This window comes from Streptomyces bullii (assembly GCF_042657145.1).
GTDB lineage: Bacteria > Actinomycetota > Actinomycetes > Streptomycetales > Streptomycetaceae > Streptomyces > Streptomyces bullii.
The window spans coordinates 57,335-82,710 of the sequence record NZ_JBHSNY010000015.1; the positions used below are offsets into that span (position 1 = coordinate 57,335).

The 25,376-nt window shown below is 72.2% G+C and carries 16 protein-coding genes and 1 tRNA gene; 7 read left to right on the forward strand and 10 right to left on the reverse strand.

Annotated features, from left to right (window positions below; translation table 11 throughout):
- Positions 1–119: 119 nt before the first annotated feature.
- Positions 120–890 (forward strand): cobalt-precorrin-6A reductase, encoded by a 771-nt coding sequence (locus tag ACFPZJ_RS34890; protein ID WP_381030239.1) that lies wholly within the window; start codon positions 120–122, stop codon positions 888–890.
- Positions 891–954: 64 nt separating this feature from the next.
- Here ACFPZJ_RS34890 and cobF read toward each other — a convergent pair whose 3' ends face one another.
- The gene (gene cobF / locus ACFPZJ_RS34895) at positions 955–1,728 is read right to left on the reverse strand and encodes a precorrin-6A synthase (deacetylating) (protein WP_381030242.1); all 774 of its coding nucleotides are present in this window, start codon (positions 1,726–1,728) and stop codon (positions 955–957) included.
- Between the two features lie 112 nt (positions 1,729–1,840).
- Entirely contained in the window at positions 1,841–2,374 is a 534-nt protein-coding gene (locus ACFPZJ_RS34900) for a DUF309 domain-containing protein (protein ID WP_381030244.1), read from the reverse strand.
- Positions 2,375–2,481: 107 nt separating this feature from the next.
- Between ACFPZJ_RS34900 and ACFPZJ_RS34905 the strand changes: the two genes are divergently transcribed.
- Positions 2,482–2,555, forward strand: a tRNA-Pro gene (locus ACFPZJ_RS34905).
- Positions 2,556–2,876: 321 nt separating this feature from the next.
- The gene (locus ACFPZJ_RS34910) at positions 2,877–3,860 is read left to right on the forward strand and encodes an aldo/keto reductase (protein ID WP_381030247.1); all 984 of its coding nucleotides are present in this window, start codon (positions 2,877–2,879) and stop codon (positions 3,858–3,860) included.
- Positions 3,861–3,947: 87 nt separating this feature from the next.
- Here ACFPZJ_RS34910 and ACFPZJ_RS34915 read toward each other — a convergent pair whose 3' ends face one another.
- Positions 3,948–4,670 carry a TetR/AcrR family transcriptional regulator gene (locus tag ACFPZJ_RS34915; protein WP_381030249.1) on the reverse strand — a complete coding sequence of 241 codons (723 nt, stop codon included), beginning with the start codon at positions 4,668–4,670 and terminating at the stop codon, positions 3,948–3,950.
- A gap of 336 nt (positions 4,671–5,006) precedes the next feature.
- On the opposite strand from ACFPZJ_RS34915, the gene ACFPZJ_RS34920 reads away from it, so the two are divergent.
- The 4 genes from ACFPZJ_RS34920 to ACFPZJ_RS34935 all read left to right on the forward strand — a co-directional run bounded on the left by ACFPZJ_RS34920 (position 5,007) and on the right by ACFPZJ_RS34935 (position 14,659).
- Positions 5,007–6,878 (forward strand): glycoside hydrolase family 15 protein, encoded by a 1,872-nt coding sequence (locus ACFPZJ_RS34920; RefSeq protein WP_381030251.1) that lies wholly within the window; start codon positions 5,007–5,009, stop codon positions 6,876–6,878.
- Between the two features lie 504 nt (positions 6,879–7,382).
- A complete protein-coding gene (locus tag ACFPZJ_RS34925) occupies positions 7,383–10,496 on the forward strand; it encodes a putative bifunctional diguanylate cyclase/phosphodiesterase (RefSeq protein ID WP_381030253.1) in 3,114 nt (1,037 codons plus the stop codon).
- A gap of 72 nt (positions 10,497–10,568) precedes the next feature.
- On the forward strand, positions 10,569–13,847 hold the full coding sequence (locus ACFPZJ_RS34930) for an amino acid adenylation domain-containing protein (RefSeq protein WP_381030256.1): 3,279 nt from the start codon (positions 10,569–10,571) through the stop codon (positions 13,845–13,847).
- Positions 13,844–14,659, forward strand: coding sequence for a leucyl/phenylalanyl-tRNA--protein transferase (locus tag ACFPZJ_RS34935; protein ID WP_381030258.1), 816 nt, complete (start codon positions 13,844–13,846; stop codon positions 14,657–14,659). Before ACFPZJ_RS34930 ends, ACFPZJ_RS34935 begins: the two co-directional genes overlap by 4 nt.
- A 113-nt stretch (positions 14,660–14,772) precedes the next feature.
- Here the strand turns inward: ACFPZJ_RS34935 and ACFPZJ_RS34940 are convergent, their stop codons facing one another.
- The 7 genes from ACFPZJ_RS34940 to ACFPZJ_RS34970 form a co-directional block, all read right to left on the reverse strand.
- Positions 14,773–17,898 (reverse strand): EAL domain-containing protein, encoded by a 3,126-nt coding sequence (locus tag ACFPZJ_RS34940; RefSeq protein ID WP_381030260.1) that lies wholly within the window; start codon positions 17,896–17,898, stop codon positions 14,773–14,775.
- A 209-nt stretch (positions 17,899–18,107) separates the two neighbouring features.
- Positions 18,108–19,196: a UDP-glucose 4-epimerase GalE gene (gene galE, locus ACFPZJ_RS34945; RefSeq protein ID WP_381030263.1), complete on the reverse strand. Its 1,089-nt coding sequence runs from the start codon at positions 19,194–19,196 to the stop codon at positions 18,108–18,110.
- A 119-nt stretch (positions 19,197–19,315) separates the two neighbouring features.
- Positions 19,316–20,101, reverse strand: a complete 786-nt coding sequence (locus ACFPZJ_RS34950) for a GntR family transcriptional regulator (protein ID WP_381030265.1) — start codon at positions 20,099–20,101, stop codon at positions 19,316–19,318.
- A 47-nt stretch (positions 20,102–20,148) separates the two neighbouring features.
- Complete coding sequence (locus ACFPZJ_RS34955; RefSeq protein WP_381030268.1) at positions 20,149–21,642, reverse strand: CoA-acylating methylmalonate-semialdehyde dehydrogenase; 1,494 nt, start codon at positions 21,640–21,642, stop codon at positions 20,149–20,151.
- A gap of 52 nt (positions 21,643–21,694) precedes the next feature.
- Complete coding sequence (iolD, locus tag ACFPZJ_RS34960; protein WP_381030271.1) at positions 21,695–23,572, reverse strand: 3D-(3,5/4)-trihydroxycyclohexane-1,2-dione acylhydrolase (decyclizing); 1,878 nt, start codon at positions 23,570–23,572, stop codon at positions 21,695–21,697.
- A complete protein-coding gene (iolB, locus tag ACFPZJ_RS34965; protein WP_381030274.1) occupies positions 23,569–24,462 on the reverse strand; it encodes a 5-deoxy-glucuronate isomerase in 894 nt (297 codons plus the stop codon). Before iolB ends, iolD begins: the two co-directional genes overlap by 4 nt.
- Before the next feature lie 14 nt (positions 24,463–24,476).
- Positions 24,477–25,355, reverse strand: coding sequence for a Cgl0159 family (beta/alpha)8-fold protein (locus tag ACFPZJ_RS34970; protein WP_381030277.1), 879 nt, complete (start codon positions 25,353–25,355; stop codon positions 24,477–24,479).
- Between the last annotated feature and the right edge of the window lie 21 nt (positions 25,356–25,376).

Here is a 25,376-nt window from a genome sequence, read left to right on the forward strand (position 1 = left end):
GCTGCCCCGAAGCGGGCGACGTCCGGGGCTCCCCCCGAAGCGGTCGGCCCGGACGGGGCGCGGCCCACCCGCGGCCCACGACGCCCCCGCCCCGACCAGGCCCCCGTACGCTCATCGCCATGTCCCCGACGCCACCTCTGACCCCGACGACGCACATCCTCGTCCTCGGCGGCACCACCGAGGCCCGCGAACTCGCCGCCGAGCTCGCGGCCCGCCCCGATCTCCGCGTCACCACGTCCCTGGCGGGACGCGTGGCGCGCCCGGGAGCTGTCGACGGGGACGTCCGCGTCGGCGGCTTCGGCGGGGCCGAGGGGCTGGCGGCCTGGCTGCGCGAGCAGTGCGTGGACGCCCTCGTCGACGCCACTCACCCCTTCGCCGGAACGATCACCGCCCACGCGCTGAGGGCCGCCGCCGTGACCGGCGTACCCGCCGTCGTCCTGCGGCGCCCGGGCTGGCGGCCCGGCACCGGCGACCGCTGGCACCCGGTCCCGTCCCTGAACGCCGCGGCCGACCTGCTGCCGCGCCTCGGCCGCCGCGTCTTCCTCACCACGGGCCGCCTGGGCCTGGCGGCCTTCGCTCACCTCGCCGACCTGCACTTCGTCGTACGGTCCGTGGAACCCCCCGGACCCCCCATGCCCCCGGACACGCACGTACTGCTGGCGCGCGGTCCGTTCACCGTCACCGACGAGACGGCACTGCTGCGGGAACACCGCGTCGACGTCCTCGTGACCAAGGACAGCGGGGCAGAGGCCACGGCAGCCAAACTCACGGCGGCCCGGGACCTCGGGCTGCCGGTCGTGGTGGTGGAGCGGCCACCGCTGCCGGAGGGCGTGACGGCGGTGCCCGACGTGGCGGGGGCGCTGGAGCGGCTGGGGCTCACACCACGGTGATCCCGCGCGGCCGCGTGAGGCCGTACGCCCGATCCGGCTCGGGGGTCTCTGCCGGCCCGCCCGGCTACGCGTCCTCGGGATTCCGGCGGAGCAGGTACGTGTCCATGATCCAGCCCTTGCGCTCCCGGGCCTCGGCCCGCAGCTGCTCGATGCGGGGCGCGGCCTCGGCGATCGGTCCCGAGACCAGGATCTCGTCCGGGGTGCCCAGGTAGGCGCCCCAGTAGATGTCGATGTCCTGGTCGGCGTACTTCCGGAACGTCTGGTGCGCGTCGAGCATCACCACGACGTCGTCGACACCGCCGGGGAAGCCCTCGGCGAGCCGCCGCCCGGTGGTGATCTGCACGGGCCGGGCGACCCGGTTCAGCCCGGTCCGGTGCCGGGCGACCAGCGCCGAGACACTGCTGATGCCCGGTACGACCTCGTACGCGAAGGCCACCGCGCCGCGCTCCAGCACCTCCTCGAGGATCCCGAGCGTGCTGTCGTACAGCGAAGGGTCGCCCCACACGAGGAACGCGCCGCACTCGTCCTCGCCCAGTTCCTCGGCGATCAGCCGCTCGTAGATGTCCGCGCGGGCGCTGCGCCAGTCCCCGACGGCGTGGGAGTAGGCCGCACCGCCGGCAGTGCGGTCCCGCTCGGGGTCGCGCGCCTCCACCACCCGGTACGACCCCTCGGGTACGTGCGCGGCCAGCATGTCCCGGCGCAGCTGCGTGAGGTCCGCCTTCACCTCGCCCTTGTCGAGGAGGAAGAACACGTCCGTGCTCCGCAGCGCCTTGACCGCCTGGAGGGTGAGCTGGTCGGGGTCGCCCGCGCCGATACCGATGACATGAATCTTTCGCACGCCCCGAGTCTGCCGCACGCCACCGACCCCCCGTGCACCGCGTCCCACCTGGGCGCACCAGCCGTACGCCCCTGAGGAGCCGGGCCCGCGCGGATCGACCCGCCCGGGACCGCTACACCCGCAGTCGCGGCGCCCGCACCCCCGCGTCCACGGGCCCGTCACCCCGCTCCATGTCCTCCGCCAGCTGCCTCGCCCAGGCGGCGACCTCCGCGAGTCCTATCCCGTACGGACGCGACCGCCGGGTCTCCGACGCCCACTCATCGACCGCGCCCGCCCCGCGCCGCAGCAGCCGTGCGCCGCCCGTGGCGTTCCCGCGGGCCGCGTGGGTGAGCCCCACGGCGAGCTGGGCGAGCCCCCGCCACAGCTCCCGCTCCTCCTCGGGCCCGGACTTCCACGCGTCCTCGAACACCTCGTGCGCGTGGAACGGCCTCCCCTCGTCCAGCAGCCGCTGCGCCTCGGCGACGGTCTCCTGCGGGGTGCGAACAACACCCTCGGGCTGCCGGGGCACGCCGTCCGCGCCGTACGGCAGGGGCCGCCCGAGCCCGTCGCGCGGCCGGGCGTTGCGCGCCCGCCCGTCGCTGTCGCGGTCCCGTGCGCCGACCGGCCGACCCGAGGTGCTCCTGTCCGTGCTGTCCGTGCTGCCCATACGCCGATTGTCCCGCGCGGGGTCCGCATTCGGCGTGGGTGGGGGTGTGCGGTAGAGTGCTGTTCGCGCGATCACGCGGCTCACCGCGAGTCAGCGAGTCCGCGCACCGGGACGTGGCGCAGCTTGGTAGCGCACTTGACTGGGGGTCAAGGGGTCGCAGGTTCAAATCCTGTCGTCCCGACGGTGTGAAGGGCCTTCGCAGGCACAAGCCTGTGAAGGCCCTTTTCGTTTGGGCCGTTTCCGGCTTCAGGTCGATCACGCCGTCATCGGCACCCCGACGACGTCCGAGGCCGCCAGCGCCGGACGTGCTCGCCCTGCGGGCCCGGCCGTCACCGAACGCGTCAGCTGCTACGCCGCCGGCCACGACCCCGCCACCCGCAGCCACGGAGGCGGCTGCCTGGACGGGGAGGGCGACCGCGCGCCCTTGACTTCAAGCGCGCTCCAGGCTGAAGACTCCCGTTCGCGAGCCCCGAGCCCGGGCCGCGAAACGGGAGGGACACCCATGAAGTACCGCACCATCGGCACCGATCCGCGCACCCGCCGCGAGGTCAGCGTCCTCGCGCTCGGCGCGATGCTGTTCGGGTCGCTGACGGACGAGAAGACCTCGTTCGCCCTGCTCGACCGCTACGTGGAGGCCGGCGGCACCTTCGTCGACACCTCAGACAACTACGCCTTCTGGACCGACGGTGGCCAGGGCGGCCACAGCGAGGAACTCCTCGGACGCTGGCGCCGCAGCCGCGGCATCGGCGACGAGATCGTCATCGCCACGAAGCTCGGCGCCCGCCCCCTGGCCCCCGGCACCGGCTACGTCGACAACCGGGAGGGCCTGTCGGCGAAGGTGATCCGCGAGTCGGCCGAGCGCAGCCGGGAACGGCTCGGCGTGGACCGTCTGGACCTGCTGTACGCGCACATCGAGGACCCCGTCGTCCCGCTCCCGGAGACCGTCGAGGGCTTCGCCGCCCTGGTCGCCGAGGACACGGTCGGCCTGCTCGGCGTCAGCAACCACGCCGTCTGGCGTGTGGAGCGGGCCCGCGCCCTCGCCGCCGCGGCCGGACTGCCCGGCTACGAGGTGCTCCAGTACGCCCACAGCCACCTGCGCCCCCGCACCGACGTGCCCGACGCCCTGTTCCCCGACGGCAGCCTCGGCCACGCGGGCCCGGAACTGCTCAGCTACCTGCGCGCCGAACCCGGCCTGACCCTGGTCGCCTACTCGCCCCTGCTGAAGGGCGCCTACACCCGCCCGGACCGGCTTCCCCCGGACTTCGACCACCCGGGCACCCCCGCCCGGCTGGAGGCGCTGCGCGAGGTGTCCCGCGAGACCGGGTTCACCGTCAACCAGGTGGTCCTGGCGTGGCAGATCGGCTCCGAGCTGCCGGTCGTCCCCCTGGTGGGAGCATCCTCGGTGGCCCAGCTGGAGGAGAGCCTGGCCGCTGTGGACCTGGAGCTGACACCGGAGCAGCGGACCCGGTTGGACACGGCGCACTGACCCGCCGCACCGCCGCCGAGGCGCCGCGACCGGCCAGGGAGCCCGAACCCCGCCGAGGCGCCGCGACCGGCCCCGGAGCCCGCGGCCCTAGCGCGGAGCGAACCTGTCGAGCAGGGCGTCCAATCCCGCCGCCAGGCCCTCGGGCCCACCCCCCTCGGCTAGGGAAGCGGCGGTCTCCCGCAGGGTCGGCAGTTCCTGCGCCGGCAGACGGTGCAGACCGAGGCGGAAGGCGGGGTCGGGTTCCTCGGGGTTGTCCACCATCGGCTGCAGTTCCACGGCCACGTAACCCAGCAGCCAGGCGGTGAAGGCCCGGAAGACGGCGGAGGCGGTGGCCGCGTCGAACCCGGCCCCCCTCAGCAGGACGAGCACGCGCTCGTGATTGCGGAGGACGGCCGCCGGCCGCCGCGCCAGCGGCACCGCCAGCATGCGCGTGGCGAGCAGGGGCACGGCCCGGGGGTGGGCGAGGCAGACGTCGTACATCGTTCGTGCGACGCGGTGCAGCCCGCTGCGCCACGCGGGCGACTGCGCGGTGCCGGCGGGCTCGGGCTCGGCGGCCAGCCGTTCCTCCAGTTCGAGGAAGAGCGCCTCGACCAGTCCGTCCAGCAGGGCGTCCTTGCTCGCCGCGTACCGGTAGAGCGCCATCGCCTCGACGCCGAGCTCGGTGCCCAGGCGGCGCATGCTCAGCGCCGACAGCCCCTCCCGGTCCACCAGCGCCAGCGCGCTCGCCAGCACCCGCTCCCGGCTCAGACGGCCGTAGGGTCCGCGGTCACTGGCGCGGCGCGCCTTCCCTGCACCTGACTCGTTCGCCATACGTCCGTCCTCTCGCCGCTCGACCTTACGCACCTCTGGGGCGACTGCCTCTGTATACGTCGTCAACGCAGCGAAGGGGAGTGAGTGGTCCTGGCGGGTCGCACTCTCATTGACGAGGACACCCTTGTGCGCAAGGATGTACGTATACGCCGTAAATATACGATTTCTGCCTCCTCTGGGGATGATGGAGATGCGGTACGGGACACTCGTCCCCGGCCCGGGACGGCTGGACGGCGCGACCGTCGGCCCGCCGGTGCCGCCGCCACGGACGGGGCCGGTGGCAGAGCTGCCGCTGCCGCCGGTCCCGTCCCGCCCCCGGGCTGCGGGGCGGCCCTCATGACCCCGCCCATCGAGGACTACGCCCTTCTCGGCGACATGGAGACCGCCGCCATGGTCGGCCGGGACGGCTCCGTCGACTGGCTGTGCCTGCCACGCTTCGACTCTCCCGCCTGCCTGGCGGCGCTGCTCGGCACCGAGCAGAACGGGTTCTGGAGGGTCGCTCCCCTGAGCCGGAACCGGTGCACGCACCGCGCTTACCGGCCCGACACGCTGGTTCTGGACACCCTGTGGGAGACCGGCACGGGCACGGTCCGGGTCACCGACTTCATGCCGCCCCGGGCCCAACTCCCCTGCCTGGTCCGCGTCGTCGAAGGCCTGTCGGGATCGGTGCGGATGCGCAGCGCTCTCCGCCTGCGCTTCCACCAGGGCCGCGTGGTGCCCTGGGTGCGGGGCACCGGCCAGTGCACCGTCGCGGTCGCCGGGCCCGACGCCGTATGGCTGGGGACCGACGGCCCCGTGCGCGTGCGGGACGACGCGGACACCACGGTCCTGGAGTTCACCGTCCCGGCCAGCCGACGGCTGGCCCTGACACTCGTATGGGCGCCCTCGCACTGGGGCGATCGTCCCGCGCCGCTGGCCGTCCCCGCGGAGACGATGCTGAAGGAGACCTGCGACTTCTGGCTCCGCTGGACCGGTCGCTGCCTCTACGGGGGGCCGTGGCGGGACGCCGTCGTCCGGTCCCTGATCACGCTGAAGGCGCTCACCTACGCACCCACGGGCGGCATCGTCGCCGCCCCGGTCACCTCGCTGCCAGGGTGCATCGGCGGCGAACGCAACTGGGACTACCGGTACTGCTGGCTGCGCGACTCCACCCTCACCCTGTCCTGTCTGCTGCGCAGCGGCTACCGGGAGGAGGCCTGGGCCTGGCTGGACTGGCTCGTACGGGCGGTCGCGGGTGACCCGGCCGATCTGCAGACCGTGTACGGACTGCGCGGACAGCGGCTGCTGCCGGAGACGGAGGCGCCCTGGCTGCCCGGCTACGAGGGGTCGCGGCCGGTCCGGTTCGGCAACTCCGCGGTCGGTCACTTCCAGCTCGACGCCTACGGCGAGGTCCTGGACGCGCTGCTGCTGTCGTTGCGGGCGGGCGTGCCCATGCCCGCCCATGTGTGGGACCTGGTCGAGGCGCTGATGGGATTCCTGCAACGGCACTGGCAGGAACCCGATCACGGACTGTGGCAGGTGCGCGGGCCACGGCGGCAGTTCGTCCACTCCAAGGTCATGGTGTGGGTGGCCGCGGACCGCGCCCTGCGCATGGCGCGGGCGCTGGGCCGCAACGGGTCCTCGGCCCAGTGGCGGGCCCTGCGGGACCAGGCGCACCGGCAGGTCCTGAGCCGGGGCTGGGACGGACGGCAGCGGTCCTTCGTCCAGTCCTACGGCTCGACGGCCCTGGACGCCTCGGCGCTGCTGATGCCCCGGCTCGGCTTCCTGCCGCCCTGGGACGAACGGGTCCGCGGCACCGTACGGGCCATGCGGGGGCTGGTGCACGGAGGGTTCCTGCGGCGGTACGCGCCGGGCGGCGCGGGTGTCCACCACGTGGACGGCCTGCACGGCCGTGAGGGCGCCTTCCTCGCCTGCTCCCTGTGGTACGCGGACGCCCTCGCCGCCACCGGGCAGGCCGCCGAGGCCCGCCGGACCTTCGAGCGGGTCCTGGCCGCCCGCAACGACGTCGGACTGCTGTCGGAACAGTGGGATCCCGACGCCGGACGCCAACTCGGCAACGCGCCCCAGGCCTTCAGCCATCTGACGCTCGTCGAGACGGCATTCGCCCTGTCCTCGGGGCCGTACCGGAGCACCCGTCAGCGGGAGGCGTGGGACCGGCATCGATCCCCGTCCTCTCCAGCCGCTCCCGCCGCTCCGTCAGGGGCGTGAACACCGCCGGGCAGCAGGGCGCTCCGCGGACGGCTGCGCCTCCTTCTGCTTTTTCCGTACGGCTACCTCTTTTCCCGGACGGCGCGGTTGCTTTTCCGGTACGGCGACCTCTCCATTTTCCCGGACGGCGCGGTACCTCGCACGACGGGACGCGCATTCCGTGCGCGTGCGGGAAGTGGCGAGCCGAGTAAGCTGGATGCCAGACACGTCGATGTCCCGGCGAGAAGGAGCCCGCGTACCGGCGACCGTGACATACCGGCGACCGCGTATACAGGTGATCGTGTTGATAGGTGACCCAGGGACGAGTTCCGGCCCCGGGGACATTGCCTCTGCCGGGCCGATCTGTCACCCGGCCCCACGGGCTTCCGCGCCGTCTCCGTGGTGCCGTTCGCCCAGCTCGGCCCGTCCGGGAGTGGCCATTCCAGGAGGTGAGTTTGGGTGAACGCCCGCGTGCGAAGCCCTGCCGCGACGGCCGGCGTCAGCATATGCATCGTCGTACTGACCGTGGTCTATTACATCTTTCCGGCACAGCGGTTGATCTTCGTCGCCATCGGAGCGACCGGCGTCATCGGTATCCTCCTGGGCGTTTTCCTCAACCGCCCGGCACATCGGGTTCCTTGGCTGCTGCTCGCCGCGGGAAACTTCGCCTTCGCCGCCGGTCAGGCCGCTCAGATCATCCTCATTCAGTTCCACGGTCAAAACGTGTTCCCATCGATCGCCGACGGCTTCTACCTCGCGGCCTATCCGCTCTACGCGGCCGGGCTACTGGGCTTCGTGCGCTGGCGCACGAGTTGGCGCGACCACGCGAGCCTCATCGACGCGCTGACCCTGACCGTGGGCCTGGCGCTGTTGTCGTGGCTCTTCCTCATCGAGCCCTATGCCCGCGTCACCGACCTCACCTGGGTCCAGAAGGCGTTCTCCATCGCCTATCCACTCGGCGACATCCTCGTTCTGGCGATGCTGCTCCGCCTGCTCGCCGGCCGTGGCGGCAAGAGCCGCTCGCTCATGCTCCTCACCGCGGGCACGGTCGGCCTGCTCACCGCCGACGTGGCCTACGGCCTGATCCAGCTGAACGGGACCTGGCGTACCGGGACCCTGGTCGATCTCGGCTGGGCCGTCCTGTACGGCGCGTGGGCGGCCGCCGCACTCGATCCGTCCATGCGGTCGCTGACCCGGCCGGCGGCGGTGCGCGCCGAGGCCGGCCTGGGCTGGCTGAGCCTGCTCGCCGTGGCGTCGCTGATCGCGCCGGCCATCCTCCTGATCGACGCGGTACGCGGCGTGCGCACCAACGTCGGCGTGATCGGGGCGTTCTCCGCGGTGCTCTTCGTCCTCGTGCTCTACCGCCTGGCGGGCGTGGTGGTGACCCACCGGCGGGCGGTCGGCCGGGAGAAGGTGCTGCGTATCGCGGTGTCGTCGCTGGGCGGAGCGGGCGACCTGCGGGACGTGGCCGCCGCCGTCCACACCGCGGTGACGGAGCTGATGCCGGCGCACGTCCCCTCGCACTCCGCGCTGCTCATCCTGCCGGAGAACACCCTGTGGGTGAACGGGGCGCACGGCCGCGTGGACGGGCCCGTGTCCGCGCGGGGGACCGCGGCCGTGCGGGAACTGGCCGCGTCCGGCGAGAGCCGTCTGGTGGCCCTCGACGGTGTGGGGCCCGATCTCGTCACCCACCTCACGGGCCGGGGCGAGGAACGAGCGCGCGCCGGCCACGCGCTGGTCTGCCCGCTCACCGCGCAGGACCATCCCTCGGGCGACGCGGTGATCGGGGCGCTGATCGTGGCGGGCGAGGAGCCCGACCTGCTGGTGCTCCGCGACACGCTGGCGACCCTCGCCGCGCAGACGGCGCTGGCCGTGACGCGGCTGGCCCTCGCCGAGGAGGTCAACCGGCGCAGGAGCGAGGCCTACTTCCGCACACTGGTGCAGAACGCCTCCGACGTCATCCTGATCCTCGACGACGACGACCGGGTCCGCTACGCCAGTCCCTCCGCCGCCGAGATGCTGGGCTTCACCGATCTGGAGGGCACCCACCTCATCGATCTGGTGCCCCCGCAGGACAGCCGCGCGGTGGTCGAGACGCTCGGCCGGATACGGAGCGGCGAGTACCAGAGCAGCCGCGAGCACTGGAGCATGATCCGCGCCGACCGGGCGTCCATCGAGGTGGAGGTGAGGTGGAGCGACCTGCGGGGGGAGGCGACCGTCGGAGGGGTGGTGCTCACCCTGCGGGACGTGACCGAACAACGCAAACTGGAACGCGAACTCACCCACCAGGCGTTCCACGACTCGCTCACCGGCCTGGCCAACCGCGTGCTCTTCCAGGAGCGGGTCAGCCACGCCCTGGTGCAGGCCCAGCGCGACGGCACGGTGGTCGGCGTCCTCTTCCTCGACGTGGACAACTTCAAGGTCGTCAACGACATACACGGCCACAGCGTGGGCGACGAACTCCTGGTCGCGCTGTCGCTCCGGCTACAGACCGCGGTCCGCGCCTCCGACACCGTCGCGCGCATCGGCGGCGACGAGTTCGCCCTCCTGGTGGAGGGCTCCATGACACCCGAGGGCGTGGAGCGGTTCACCGAACACGTGATGAGCGTGTTCGCCGAGCCGTTCCGGCTCAGTGTGGGACCGCTGGGCACGTACGCCAGCGTCGGCGTGGCGACGACGGACGACAGCATCGACTCGGTGGAACTGCTCAGCCACGCCGACCTCGCGCTGTACGCGGCGAAGACGGCGGGCAAGCGCCAGTGGCGCCGCTACCACCCGGAACTGCAAAGGGGCATGGCCGAGCGGGCCAAACTCCAGGAGGGCCTGGACAGTTCGTCGATCGAGACGTCCTTCATGGTGCTCTACCAACCGATCGTCGAGCTGACCAGCGGGCGGATCGCCGGCTTCGAGGCACTCGTCCGCTGGCCCCACTCCACGCGCGGCATGGTGCTGCCGGAGCAGTTCATCACGCTGGCCGAGGAAAGCGGGCAGATCGTCCCGCTCGGCGCCTGGGTGCTCGACCAGGCCGCGGCCGAGGCGGTCCGGTGGGAGAACTCCGTGCGGCGTGAGGGGACGCCGGACCGCTCCGTGCCCTACGTCAGCGTGAACGTGTCGCCCCGTCAGTTCCGGGACGAGGAGTTCTACAACGTGATCCAGCGCGCCCTGGATCTCTCCGGCATCGAACCGTCCTCTCTCGTCCTGGAACTGACCGAGAGTGTGCTGATGTTCAACGACGAACGTATTCTGGCCGAGATGGGGTCGCTCACCGACCTCGGTATCCGGATCGCGATCGACGATTTCGGAACGGGCTACTCGTCGCTGAGCTATCTGCGTGAGTTCCCGATCTCGATACTCAAGATCGACAAGTCGTTCGTGGACAAACTCGGGCGCTCGCCCGAGCAGTACGCCCTTGTCGAGGGCATCACCCACCTCGCGGACACACTCGGACTCACGGTGATCGCCGAAGGAGTGGAGAACGTCAGGCAGCAGGAGTTGCTGATCTCCATGGGCTGCCGGTTCGGCCAGGGCTACCTCTTCGCCGAGCCGGTCAGCGCCGAGGAGGCGGAGCACCTCGTCCTCTCGGCGCCGCTCGGCCGTCTCCCCGGATTCCTCGGGACGCCCGCGAAAGGGAAGCGGTGATGGCGGCGGCCCTCTCCCGCGAGGGCCGCGGGTCCTGCTCCGCAGGACGCCCCGCGAGGCAGGAGACCCAAGGTGACGGAACGTGAGCACCGGTCGGCCGGGTCGGCAGCGCGGTGCGTCGTGCTGCGCAACGACGAGGAGCAGTACGCCGTCTGGTCCGCCGACCGCCCGGTTCCGGCCGGGTGGCACCGGGTCGGCGAACCGGCGACCCCTGCCAAGTGCGCAGGCCTGGTCGACCGGCTGTGGACCGACATGCGTCCCGCGAGCGCCCGCGCCGAGCGGCCCCCGGCATCGGCACCCGGGCCGGACACCGTTCCCGATCTGGTCCGCAAGCGGGCGCGGCATGAACCGTCCGCTCTCGCGGTGCTCTCGGACGAGGGCCGGCTCAGCTACGCCGAACTGGCCGGCCGCGCCGACCGGCTCGCCCGTGAACTGCGGGCGTCGGGCGTCGATGCGGAGTCCGTCGTCACCGTGTGCCTCGACCGCGTACCCGAGTTGGTCGTCGCACTGCTGGCGGTGCTGGCCTCCGGCGGCGCGTTCCTGCCCCTCGACCCGGCGACACCGCGGCAGCGGATGGCCGGACTGGTCGCGGAGACGGATTCCCGCCTCGTCGTCTCGAGCCGGGAACACGCCCCGATGTTCGCCGAGTGTGAGGCGCGGGTCATCGACGCCGGGGAGCCGGCCCCGCACGCACCGCCGGAGGGACCACCCCCGGCACATCGCCCCCGGCCGGACGACCTCGCCTACGTGATCTACACCTCCGGGTCCACCGGACCTCCCAAGGGCGTGATGATCACTCACCGGTCGCTGACCCACTCGCTCACCACGGTGGCCCGGGCGTACGGGCTCACGCCGGGCGACCGGGTGCTGCACGCCGCGGCGCTCGGCTCCGACACCTCACTGGAGCAGATCTTCGCCACGCTGATCAGCGGCGCGACGCTCGTCCTCGCGGGAACGCGGACATGGGCACCCACCGACCTGCTGCGCCGCCTGCCCGAGCACGGGATCACTGTCGCCGACCTGACCCCCGCCTACTGGCACCGGGTCCTCTCCGTCCCGGACCGCTTCGCGAGCCTGGCGTCGCTGCGGCTCGTCATCGTCGGCGGCGAGATCGTCACCGCCAAGGACTGCCGTGCCCTTCTGCGCAGGATCCCCGGCGCGCGGCTCGTCAACGCCTACGGGCTCACCGAGACCACCATCACCTCCACGCTGTGCGACCTCACCGAGGAAGTGCTCTCCGCACCGGACACCGCCGTCGCCCCCGTCGGCAAGGCGCTGGAGGGAACGCGCGTCCACGTCCTCGACGCCGACCTGCGCCCGGTGCCGCCGGGCGAGCGCGGCGAGATCTACATCGGCGGCCCGGGACTGGCGCGCGGCGTCCGCGGGGAACCCGCCCTGACAGCCCAGCAGTTCCTTCCCGACCCGCACGGCTCCGCGCCGGGGGAGCGGATGTACCGCACCGGGGATCTGGGCCGCTGCCGCGCCGACGGCAACCTCGAAGTCCTGGGGCGGGTCGACGACCAGATGAAGATCCGCGGGTTCCGGGTCGACCCGGCCGAGATCGAGGCCGCGCTCGTCTCCCGCCCGGAGATCGGCCAGGCGATGGTGGTGGCCCGGCCGCGCGACGACGACACCCGGGACCTCGTCGCGTACTACACGCCGACCACGCCGCGAGTCGGCGGCGAGGCGGCGCTGCGCGCACGGCTGCGGTCGGCGCTCGCCGAGGTACTGCCGCACTACATGATCCCGGTGGCCTTCCACGCGGTGGAGCGGCTGCCCGTCACGCCGAGCGGAAAGCTCGACCGCAGAGCCGCGCCCGAACCCGCGGCCCCGGCGACGAGGTCAGGCGGCGACGAGCGCCCGGTGCCGCAGGGCATGGCCCAGTTGTGGGGCCAGATCCTGGACGTCGACTACGTCCGTCCGCAGGACGACTTCTTCGAGCTGGGCGGCAACTCGCTGCTGGCCATGGAGATGCTCGCCCGGACCCGCGTGATGTTCGGCATCGGCGTCGAACAGATCCGCGACCTGACTCGTTCACTGCTGCGGTATCCGACGCTCGCCGCGTTCGCCGAGTCGGTGCGCCAGGCCCGGGCCGGCACCCTGGCCCACCCGGGAGGCGGAGCCGTCGACTTCGCCGCCGAGACCGATCGGCCCGTGCCGGTCGTGGGCCGTGACGCGCCGGCTCCGGACCCCACGCACCCCGGCGACGTCCTCCTCACCGGGGCGACGGGCTTCTGCGGCGCGTACATGATCGACGAGTTGCTGCGCAGGACGACGGGACGGATCCTCTGTCTGGTCAGGGCCTCCGACGACCAGCACGGGATGGAGCGGATCCGCGCGAGCCACCGGCGGTACGTCCTCAGCGAACTGTCCAGCGCGCGCGTGCAGCCCGTCGTCGGCGACCTGGCCAAGCCCCAACTGGGCCTGTCCCCGAGCCGGTTCGAGGAGCTGGGAGCGACCATCGACGCCGTGTACCACTTCGGCGGCCAGGTCAACTTCATCTACCCGTACCACGAGTTGCGCGCCGCCAACGTCGAGGGGACGTACGAGGTCATCCGCCTCGCCGCCGGCAGGGCCGTGCCCGTCCACTTCACCTCCAGCATGGCGGTGCTCGCCGGATTCGGGCCGGCCGGGGTGCGCGAGGTGACGGAGGACATGCCGCTGAGCTACCCCGAGTACCTGTCGGTGGGATACGTGGAGACCAAGTGGGTCGCCGAGGCGCTGCTGAAGAGGGCCTCCGACGCGGGCCTGCCGGTCGCCCTGTACCGGCTGATGGACATCACGGGCAGCAGCGGTACCGGCGTGATGAACACCGGCAGCGAGATGGCCGCCCTGATCGACTTCATCGCACGGACCGGGCTGTGCCCCGATGTCAGGCTGCCGCTGGACTTCCTGCCGGCCGATCACCTCGTCCGCGCCATGGGACACATCTCCACCCGCCATCGCGCTCACGGCGAGGTCTACCACCTCACCAACCCCCGTCCCACGCTGCTGCACGCGCTCGCGGAGCGCCTGCGCCGTCGGGGCTACCCGGTCCAGGAGCTGCCGTACGACGAGTGGATCGCCGCTCTGGTGACGTACGCGGCCGGGCATCCCACCGACCCGATCACCCCGTTCGTCCCGCTCTTCGTCGACCGGTGCCACGGCGCCGACATCACGGTGAGCGAAATGTACTTCGAGGGCGTCTTCCCCCAGTTCACCCGCGGCAACGCCGAGTGGGCGCTGCGGGACGCCGGGATCGACATCCCGCCGGTGGACGCGCGGATGCTGGACCGCCACATCGACTTCCTCGAAGAGGCCGACCACGCACGGCCGGTGCGCGACCACGGGCAGGGAGCGGCACAGTGGTGAGCCGATGCCCCGGCTGGGAGGCGCTGGACGTGCGGGCAGCGGCCCCCGACGGTCCGGTGGCCTTCTGCGCCGACCTCGGTCCCGCCAGCCTGCTAGCGGCCTATCGGGCCGGCCTCTATCCGTTCCCGGCCCCCGACGAGTACACCCGCGCCCTCAACGAGGTGCTCTACGCCGACCAGGTCCAGGAGGGCCGCATCCAGCTGGTGGGGGACGAGTCGGCCGATCCCTACGCCGTTTCCTGGTGGTCGCCCGACCCCAGGCCGGTCCTGCCCGTCTCGGCCGCGCACCTCAGCCGCAGCCTCGCCCGGCGGCTGCGCAACCGGCTGCCGTGGTCGACCAGCCTGGACCGCCGGTTCGAGCGGGTCGTCCGCGAGTGCCGCGCCGGCCGTGTCCCGCAGTGGCTCACCGAAGAGCTGATCGACAGTTTGGTCCGCCTGCACGAACTGGGCCACGCGCACAGTGTCGAGGTGTGGGAGGACGGCGAACTCGTCGGCGGCGTCTTCGGCCTCCGCGTCGGACCGGTCTTCAGCATGGACTCGATGTTCTTCCGCCGTCCCGGTGCCTCGAAGGTCGCCGTGTACGACCTCGCGGTGCGCTTCGCGCAGGCCGGCGGCGTACTGCTCGACGCCCAGCGGGACAGCCCGCACGTCCGCGCCCTGGGCTGCGTCCTCGTGCCGCGGGAGCAGTACGTGCGGCAGCTGCGCGGCACCGGGCCCGACAGCCTTCCGATGCCCGCCGACACCTGGCCCGCCCGTCGGCTCGCCCAGCCGGCGCCCGCCGCCGACCACGTGCGCACGGGGAAGCCACGCTGATCGTCACCGTGCGCACGGGACAGCCACACTCGTCGTCACCGGCCCGCCGCATGGGCCCTCGCGGACGGACGCACGGACGGTGGGGCGTGGTCACCGTCGCCGGTCACGCCGTCTCACGGTGGCCGGCTCTGCTCGCCGGCGGCGGTGTCCGGGAAAGGGGCCCCGCCGCTGCCACGGGCCCGCTGCCGCAGCACGAGCTCTCCCTCCTCGACCGTCATCGGCCGGGCGAACAGATATCCCTGTCCGAAGCGGCAGCCGATGTCGGCCAGCAGCTCCCGCTGCTCCTGCTCCTCGATGCCCTCGGCGATCACCTGGAGCCCGAGCGTGTCGGCGAGGCGGAGGATGGCCTCGACCAGGGCCACCTGCTGGGAGTCCTGCGGGATGCCGTCGATGAACGTCTTGTCGATCTTGAGTACGTCGATGGGGAAGTCCCGCAGATAGCGCAGCGACGCGTAACCGGTGCCGAAGTCGTCGATCGCGATGCGCACGCCGACCTCCTTCAGCTCGCGGATGACCTCGTCGATCTGATCGGTCCGCTGCATGAGCACCGACTCGGTGAGCTCCAGCTGCAGCGTGCCCGGGACCAGGCCGGCGGCGTCCAGGGCCGTGCACACCTCGTCCAGGAAGCTCATGTCCCCCCACTGCCGGGCGGACACGTTGACGCTGAGGTACGGCGGCGCGGGCAGCGGGATCCGGCGCTGCAACCGGGCGATGTCGGCCGTGGCCCGGTGCAGCACCCACGCGCCCAGCATCGAGATGTGCCCGGACTCCTCGGCCAGCGGGATGAACTGCCCCGGCGGGACTGGTCCGGTGGGCAGATGGGGCCAGCGGGCCAGCGCCTCGAAGCCCACGACGTCACCGGCGGCGATGTCCACGACCGGCTGGTAGCAGAGGGCGAACTCACCTCGCGCGATCGCTCCGTCCATCTGCGCCTTGAGGTCGTGGCGCTCGACCATCCGGACACGCTGCTGGGGTTCGAAGCGCCGCCACTGCCGCTTTCCCGCGGCCTTGGCGGCGTACAGGGCCAGATCGGCCAGCGCCAGGAGTTCGTTGGCGTCCGTGGTGTCCTGGGCGGTGGCCACGCCCACGCTGGCGGAGACGCTCACCGTGGCCTCCGACAGCTGGAACGGCCGGTTCAGCGTCTGGATCACCTGCGCGGCCAGCAACTCGGAGTCCAGGGGCTGCTTGGCGTCCTCCATCAGCACGGCGAACTCGTCGCCGCCGAGCCGTGCCGCCGTGTCGGTACGGCGCAGGGTTGCCGACAGACGCTCCGCCACGGCGCACAGCAGCCCGTCGCCGACCGTGTGCCCGAGCGTGTCGTTGACGATCTTGAAGTCGTCCAGGTCGATGAAGAGCAGGCACGTGACCGCCGACTCCCGCCGGCCGCGCAGCAGCGCGCGCTCGGTCCGCTCCAGCAGCAGCGTCCGGTTGGGCAGACCGGTCAGGGAGTCGTGGAAGGCGCGCTGGGTGAGCTCGTGCTCCAGCCTGCGCTGCTCGGTGACGTCCCGCAGGGTGACGACCAGACCCCCCACGGTCCGGTCCTGCCGCAGGTCACGGCAGTGCACATCCACTTCCAGGCGGTCCGGGCCCCGCACCACCCACCAGTGGTCGTGCACCTCCTGCCGCCCGTCGTGCAGCAGGGCGGTCAGGGTCCGTTTCACCCGGTGGCGCTCCTGAGGAGCCACCAGCGCCTGCAGTTCGGTCCCGACCAGGTAGGCACCGCCGAACACGGCGCGCGCGGACGGACTGGCGTAACGGACCGTCGTGTCGTCGTCGACGATGAGGATGACGTCGGAGGCGTTGTGCACCAGGGTGCGGAAGTACGCCTCGCTCTCCTTGCGGGTGATCTCCCGCCGCAGCGCGATGCGTTCCGTCACCAGGCCCGCGTGCGAGGCCAGGATCTCCAGTGAGCCGCGCATCTCGGCGAGTTGCCGCTCGGGCCCACCGGCCAGCAGCACGCCCGCGGTCTCCGTGCCGGCCGGACGGCCGGGCCTGACCATCGGGCAGACCAGAACGGTCGGAACGTCCGCGAACTGTGCGGCGAGGTCGGGCCCGAGCGCCGCGACGGGCACCATGACGGTGCGGTGCCGGGCGAGGCAACCCGCCCGGCCGCGCCCTGCCGGCTCATTACCGCTCAGACGCGCGTAGAGGTCTTCGGCCTGCTGGGCCGAGAGCACCCTGGTGGTGTGCTGGACGTTGGGTTTGAACAGCGCGGCGACCGCCGTGTCGCAGGCCCGTGCGATCTCCTCCGGCCAGAACGCCCCCACCAAGGAGGCGGCCGCCGTGCGCAGTGCCTGTTCACGCGCCACGGCCATGCGGTGCGCGACGACCATCATCGCGAGCCGCAGGATCACCAGCACGAACAGCACGGCGGAGAGCACGGCCAGCACCGTGGCGTCGTGCACGTGACCCACGCTCTCCTCGTGGACGAGCACCGCGGGCGGGATCAGGGTGGCCACCGTGAGCAGCAGAAGCCGGCGCCAGGGCGGAAGCAGGGACTGGGACGGGGATTCCGACGCGGTCAGCTCCGTCATGGAGGGGTGCAGCGCGGCCAGCCCCCAGGCCGTGTAGAAGATGATCCAGCCGAAGTCCAGCAGTGTGCCCGCCTGCGCGACCTCGTCCAGCCGAAGGGTGGCGTAGGCGATGTCGCAGCAGAGCATCGTGCCCGTGCCCACCACGATCAATTGCACGGCGCGGTTGGGGCGTGCCTCCTCGCGGCTGGGGGCGAGCAGCCGGACCAGCAGGGCCAGCACCAGGACGCCCCCGAGCGGGTAGGCGATGCTGATGGCGCGCTGCTGCCAGGTGAGCTCCTCCAGCCGGGTCAGCGGTTGCACCAGATAGACCCATACCGGAAGGACGATCCCGGCCGTGATGATCAGCGCGTCGAGCAGGCCGGGGGGATCGCGGCCCACCCAGCGGTGGCGCACCAGGCCGAACAGTCCCGCGATCAGGAGGGCGTACACGACGAGGGAGGAGGCGTCGGCCGGGGACGGGAACGTGGTGGGCGCGTGGAAGTACGTCTCCCGCACCTTGGCGTAGGTGTCACCGGCAGCGGAGGCCAGCAGCCCGGCGGCGAACATCCACCACGGCCAGCGGTGCGCGGGCCGGTGCAGACGCACACCGGTGAGGATGCCGGCGACACCCGCCAGAGCGATGAGGACCCACAGCGGCTCACGGGCCGCCGGGAAGGTCATGTACATGCCGGTCAGGGCCCCGGCCAGCACGACCTGGGCGGTCATGAGGCGGTGGGCCGGCAACAAGGGCAAGCACCCCGAACGGTATGGACCGAAGTCTGCGGTACGCGCCAACACGGGCTTACTGTGCCGATGCTAGGCAGGATGGCGCCGCGCCGCATGTCGTGCCGCCCGTCGGGCAGGGCGGCAGCGCCGCGCGCGGACCGCGTCGCCGGCCGTGCCCGACCCCGGTGAGGGGCCGTCGTACGGGCCTTTCAGCCGCGGTCGCGGGTCACGGTGCCGTTCCTGTTCCCCCGGCCGTCGGGCCGACGGGCCGAGTCCGCGTAGCCCTGCGGGTTGAGCCGCTGGAAGCGCCAGGCGTCCCGGCACATGTCCACCAGGTCCCGGACGGGACGCCAGCCCCAGGCGCGCCGCACGGCGGAGGAGTCGGCGACGAGTTCGGCGACGTCGCCGGGGCGGCGTGGCGCGATCTCGTACGGAATGGATCTGCCGCACGTCCGTGAGAACACGCCGATGACGTCGAGGACCGAACTGCCCCGGCCCCGTCCGAGGTTGTACACGTGCATGCCCGGCGCGTCGCCGAAGTGGTCGAGGGCGAGCCGGTGCGCCTCGACGGTGTCCATGACGTGGAGGTAGTCGCGGATCGCGGTCCCGTCGGGCGTGGGGTAGTCGTCGCCGTACACGCGCAGCCGCTCCCGCCTGCCGATGGCCACCTGCGCCAGGTACGGCATCAGGTTGTCGGGCGTGCCGTGCGGGTCCTCACCGAGCAGTCCGCTGGGGTGGGCGCCGACCGGGTTGAAGTACCGCAGGCACAGCACGGTGTACTCGGGCCGGCGGCGGCACACGTCGGCGAGGATCTGCTCGCAGGTCCACTTGGAGGCGGCGTAGGGATTGGTGGGCCGGGCGGGGACGGCCTCGTCGAGCGGCCCCCTGCCGGCCTCGCCGTACACGGAGCAGGACGAGGAGTGGACGAGTTGGTGCACACCGTGCTCGTGCATGGTCCGCAGCAGCGCCGTCATGCCGCCCACGTTCGTGTCGTAGTACTCGATGGGCCGGAACGTCGACTCGCTCACGGACTTCCGGGCGGCGAAGTGGATGACCGCGTCGACCGTGTGCCGGTCGAAGACGGCGGAGAGGGCCTGCCGGTCCAGGATGTCCAGCTCGTAGACGGCGCCCACGAAGCGGCCGGCGATCCGTTCCACCCGGGCGAAGACCTGGGGCGTGCTGTTGGAGTAGTCGTCGACGACGATCACTTCGTAGCCGTGGTCGAGCAGTTCCACGCACGCGTGGCTGCCGATGAAGCCGGCCCCGCCGGTGATCAGGACTGTGGTCGGTTGGCTCATGGACCCGACTCCTCGACCGTCGTATGCTTACGACGTATACATACGACTTTGCCCCCATCGCGCCCCAGAGTCAATGCCGCTCGGCCGCACCGCGCCACCTCACGGCACCGCGCCGGGCGTCACGGCCTGACCAGCAACTGGAAGTCGAACGCGTACCGGGACCCCCGGTAGATGTGCGTCCCGTACTCCACCGGCCGACCGGTGTCGTCGTATGCCGTGCGCTGCATGGTCAGCAGCGCCGCGCCCTCCTTCTCGTCGAGGCGGGTGGCCTCCTCGGCGGTGGCCGAACGGGCGCCGACGGTCTGGCGGGCGCTGTGCAGGGTGATGCCGGCCGCACGCATCATCCGGTACAGGCCGGTCGACTCCAGCCGGGCGCTGTCCAGGTCGAGCAGGCCCGCCGGCAGGTAGTTGCACAGCAGGGCGACCGGCTGGCCGTGGGTGCAGCGCAGCCGCTCCAGCAGGATGACCTCGCCGCCCTCCGCCACGCCCAGCGCCGCCGCGACATCGGCGGGCGCCGGGACGACCTCGTTGCGCACCACCTGAGTGGTCGGGCCCTGCCCGGCCGCCTCCAGGTCGTCGTAGAGGCTGCTCAGTTCCAGCGGGCGCTTGACCTGGCTGTGCACCACCTGCGTGCCCACCCCGCGCCGCCGGACCAGCAGCCCCTTGTCGACGAGGGACTGGATGGCCTGGCGGACGGTGGGGCGGGACAGACCGAGGCGCACCGACAGGTCGACCTCGTTGCCCAGCAGATTGCCCGGGGCGAGGACACCGTGCTCGATCGCCGCCTCCAGCTGCTGGGCCAGCTGGTAGTACAGCGGCACCGGACTGCCCCGGTCCAGGGCGAAGTCCAGCGCACCGAGGGCGGGTGCCGTCCCGCCACGGGCCCGGTCGCCGGTCTTCGCCATGGACGTACCTCCCACTGGAACGGTCGGTCAGGTGCTGGAACGGTCGGTCAGGAGTTGCTCGGGAAACCGAGGTTGATACCGGCGTCGGCCGGGTCCGGCCAGCGCGTGGTGATGACCTTGCCCTGGGTGTAGAAGGCGATGCCGTCGTTGCCGTAGATGTGCAGGTCGCCGAAGAGGGAGTCCTTCCAGCCGCCGAAGGAGTGGTAGCCGACCGGGACCGGGATCGGCACGTTGACGCCGACCATGCCGGCCTTGACCTCCAGCTGGAAGCGGCGGGCGGCGCCGCCGTCCCGGGTGAAGATCGCGGTGCCGTTGCCCCAGCGCGAGGAGTTGATCAGCTCGATGGCGTCGTCGTAGGTGTCGGCGCGGACCACGCACAGCACCGGGCCGAAGATCTCGTCCCGGTACGCGTCCGCCGTCACCGGCACCTTGTCGAGGAGCGAGACACCGAGGTAGAAGCCGTTCTCATGGCCGTCCACCGTGTAGCCGGTGCCGTCGACGACGACCTCCGCGCCCTGCTGCGCGGCGCTCGCCACGTACGAGGCCACCTTGTCGCGGTGCTCGCGGGTGATCAGCGGGCCCATCTCGGACGCCGGGTCGTCGCCGGGGCCGATCCGCAGGTTCTTCGCCCGCTCGGCGATCTTGGCGACCAGCTCGTCACCGGTGTCGCCGACCGCGACCACGACCGACACGGCCATGCAGCGCTCGCCCGCCGAGCCGTAGGCCGCGTTGATCGCCTGGTCGGCGGCGAAGTCCAGGTCGGCGTCGGGCAGTACCAGCATGTGGTTCTTGGCGCCGCCCAGGGCCTGCACCCGCTTGCCGTGCTCGACGGCCTTGAGCTGGATGTACTTGGCGATCGGGGTCGAGCCGACGAAGGAGACCGCCTCGATGTCCGGGTGCTCCAGGATGCGGTCGACGGCCACCTTGTCGCCCTGCACGACGTTCAGGACACCGTCCGGCAGGCCCGCCTCGGCGGCCAGTTCGGCCAGGCGGAAGGAGGCCGAGGGGTCCTTCTCGCTGGGCTTGAGGACGAAGGTGTTGCCGCACGCGACGGCCAGCGGGAACATCCACATCGGCACCATCGCCGGGAAGTTGAACGGCGTGATGCCGGCGACCACGCCGAGCGGCTGGCGGATCGAGGCGACGTCGACCCGGGTGGAGACCTGGGTGGACAGCTCGCCCTTGAGCTGGACGGAGATGCCGCACGCGAGCTCGACGATCTCCATGCCGCGCGCGACCTCGCCGAGCGCGTCGGAGTGCACCTTGCCGTGCTCGGCGGTGATCAGCTCGGCGATCTCGTCGCGGTGGGCGTCCAGCAGTTCGCGGTACTTGAACAGGATCGCCGTGCGCTTGGCGAGCGAGGAGCTGCCCCAGCTCTCGAAGGCGTCCTTGGCGGCGGCGACCGCGGCGTCGACCTCGTCGACGGTGGCGAACGCGACCTGCTTCTCCTGGGCGCCGGTGGCTGGGTTGTAGACCGGGCCGAAGCGGCCGGAGGTGCCCTCGACGGGCTTGCCGCCGATCCAGTGGGTGATGGTCTTCATGGGGGGGGAGGGCCTTTCGTGAGCTTGCGGGGAGCTGGGTGAGCGGGGGGTTCTACAGGTGGCGGCGGCGTCCGGCGAGGTGGTGGTCGTACCGCTCGCGGGCCTCGACGGCCGCCTCGCGGGAGGCGACCTCGGCCACGGGCACGTCCCACCAGGCCTCGGCACCGGGGGAGGTGGGGTTCATGATGTCCGTCTCGACGTACACGCACGTCGGCCGGTCGGAGGCGCGGGCCGTGGCCAGCGCCTCGCGCAGCTCGCGCACCGTCTTGGCGCGCAGGACGTCCATGCCGAGGCTGGCCGCGTTGGCGGCGAGGTCGACGGGCAGCGGCGCCCCGCTGAAGGTGCCGTCGGCGGAGCGGTAGCGGTAGTCGGTGCCGAAGCGCTCGCCGCCGGTCTCGGCCGACAGCCCGCCGATGGAGGCGTAGCCGTGGTTCTGGATCAGGACGATGTTGACCGGCAGGCCCTCCTGGACGGCCGTGACGATCTCCGTCGGCATCATCAGGTAGGTGCCGTCCCCGACCAGCGACCACACGGCCGTGTCCGGGGCGGCCTGCTGGATGCCGATCCCGGCGGGGATCTCGTAGCCCATGCAGGAGTAGCCGTACTCCAGGTGGTACTGGCGCGGGCTGCGGGAGCGCCACAGCTTGTGCAGGTCGCCGGGGAGCGAACCGGCCGCGTTGATCACCACGTCGTCGTCGCCGACGACCGCGTCCAGCGCGCCGAGCACCTGGGTCTGGGTCGGGATCGCGTTCTCGTCGTCGGCGCGGTAGGCGGCGTCGACGACCTGGTCCCAGCGCTCCTTGCCGGCGCGGTACTCGGCCTCGTACGACGACTGCACACGGTGCCCGGCCAGGGCCTCGGTGAGCTTCTCCAGTCCGGTCCTCGCGTCGCAGACCAGCGTCCGCGCGGCCAGCTTGTGCGCGTCGAAGCCGGTGATGTTGAGGTTCAGGAACCGCACGTCCGGGTTCTGGAACAGCGTGCCGGAGGCCGTGGTGAAGTCGGTGTAGCGGGTGCCGACGCCGATGACCAGGTCGGCGGTGCGGGCGATGTCGTCGCTGACCGACGTACCGGTGTGGCCGATGCCGCCGAGGTCGGCGGGGTGGTCGTACCGCAGCGAGCCCTTGCCCGCCTGCGTAGAGGAGACGGGGATGCCGGTGGCCTCGACGAACGCCTTCAGGGCGTCCTCGGCCTCGCTGTGGTGGACACCGCCGCCCGCGACGATCAGCGGGCGCCGGGCCGACCGGACGGCCTCCACGGCCGCCGCCAGCTCGACCGGGTCCGGTGCGGGACGCCGTACGTACCAGACGCGCTCGGCGAAGAACTCCTCCGGCCAGTCGTACGCCTCGGCCTGCACGTCCTGGGGGAGGGCCAGCGTGACCGCGCCGGTCTCGGCCGGGTCGGCGAGCACCCGCATGGCGTTGAGCGCGGACGGGATCAGGGCCTCGGGGCGGGTGATCCGGTCGAAGTAGCGGGACACCGGGCGCAGGGTGTCGTTGACGGACACGTCGGCCTCGACCGGGTGCTCCAGCTGCTGCAGCAGCGGGTCGGCGGCGTGCGTGGCGAAGTAGTCGCCGGGGAGCAGGAGCACCGGCAGACGGTTGATCGTCGCCAGGGCGGCGCCGGTGACCAGGTTGGTGGCGCCGGGGCCGATGGAGGTCGTCACGGCCTGCGCGGAGAGGCGGTTGAGCTGGCGGGCGTAGCCGACCGCCGCGTGCACCATCGACTGCTCGTTGCGGCCCTGGTGGAAGGGCATGACGTCCTCGCCCGCCTCCAGCAGGGCCTGGCCGACACCCGCCACGTTGCCGTGGCCGAAGATGCCCCAGGTGCCGGCGATCAGGCGGCGTCGTACGCCGTCCCGCTCGGTGTACTGGGCGGACAGGAACCGCACCAGCGCCTGGGCGGTCGTCAGTCGGCGGGTGGGGGCGCTCATGCGGAGGTCTCCGGTGCGGTGTAGAGGGGGAGTCGGGGGTCGACGGGCTGGTCCGGCCAGGTGTCGCGGATCCAGGCGTGGTCGGGGTGGTCGCAGATCAGCCAGGCGCGCTCGGCCTCCGGGCCCGCCATGACGTTGAGGTAGTACATGTGGTGGCCGGGCGTCGCCATGGACGGTCCGTGCCAGCCGTCCGGGATGAGGACGACGTCGCCGTCGCGGACCTCGGCCAGCACGTCCGTGTCGCGGCCCGGGCCGGACGGGGAGACCCGCTGGTAGCCGAGGCCGGGGGTGCCGTCGTGCGCGGCGAACTCGAAGTAGTAGATCTCCTCCAGCACGGACTCCTCGCCCGGCCGGTGCTCGTCGTGCTTGTGCGGCGGGAACGACGACCAGTTGCCGCCCGGGGTGATCACCTCGACGGCGATGAGCTTGTCGCAGTCGAACACCCCGGCCGCGCCGAAGTTGTTCACCTGGCGGGAGCAGTTCCCGGTGCCGCGCAGTTCCACGGGCACCGAGGAGGCCGGGCCGTAGCGGGCGGGCAGGCGGCGCGTGCAGCGCGCTCCGGTCAGCGCGAACCGGCCGCCCTCGGCGGACGTCACGGTCGCGCGGGCGTCGCGCGGCAGGTAGGCGAAGTCGCTGACGCCGCTGAAGACGTCGCGGCGGCCGTGCAGCTCGAAGGTGTCCTGGCCGAAGTCGTCGCCGACGGCGACCGCGCAGGCTCCGCCGAGCGACAGCACGATCCACTCGCTGTCACCGGTGTCGAAGGAGTGCGTGCCGCCCGGCGGCAGTTCCAGCACGCGCAGGCTGGAGTAGCCCCAGTTGGCCTTCTCCGGGGTGACGTCGACGATGTAGGGGCCGCCGAGGGCCTTGCCCGCGGGGAGGTGATACGTCATGGTCTGCCTTTCGCTCACAACAGGCCGACGGCCGTGTCCACTGCCTGCTCCACGCTGCCCTCGGCCGGGTAGAGCAGCGACCGGCCGACCACCATGCCCTGCACGGTGGGCAGCCGCAGCGCCTTGCGCCAGCGTTCGTACGCGCCCTCCTGGTCGTCGCCGACCTCGCCGCCGAGCAGCACGGCGGGCAGGGTGGAGGTCTCCAGGACCTCGGCCATGTCGTCGGGGTCGTCGGTGACGGGCAGCTTCAGCCAGGTGTAGGCGGAGGTGCCGCCGAGGCCGGAGGCGATGGCGATGGAGCGGGTGACGGCCTCCGCGGACAGGTCGTTGCGGACCCGGCCTTCGACGCGGCGGGAGATGAACGGCTCGACGAAGACGGGCAGTCGGCGCGCGGCCATGGCGTCGATGGCGCGGGCCGTGGACTCCAGGGTGGTCAGGGAGCCCGGGTCGTCGTAGTCGATACGGACGAGCAGCTTGCCCGCGTCGAAGCCGAGGCGCTCTATGTCCTCGGCGCGGTGGCCGGTGAACCGGTCGTCCATCTCGAAGGCGGCGCCGGCCAGGCCCCCGCGGTTCATGGAGCCCATGACGACCTTGTCGTCCAGCACCCCGAGGAGCAGCAGGTCCTCCAGGATGTCGGCGGTGGCGAGCACCCCGTCCACGCCGGGCCGGGACAGCGCGACGCACAGGCGCTCCAGCAGATCGGCGCGGTGGGCCATGGCCAGGCGACGTTCGCCGACGCCCAGGGCGCCGCGGGCCGGGTGGTCGGCGGCCACGATCATCAGACGGCCGCTGTCGCCGATCAGCGGGCGGCGCGTCCGGCGGGCGGCCGCCTCGGCGACGGCCTCCGGATTGCGGGCCCGGACCGCGGTGAGGTCGGGGATGCTCAGGTTCAAGTCAGGCTCCGTTCGGGGTTG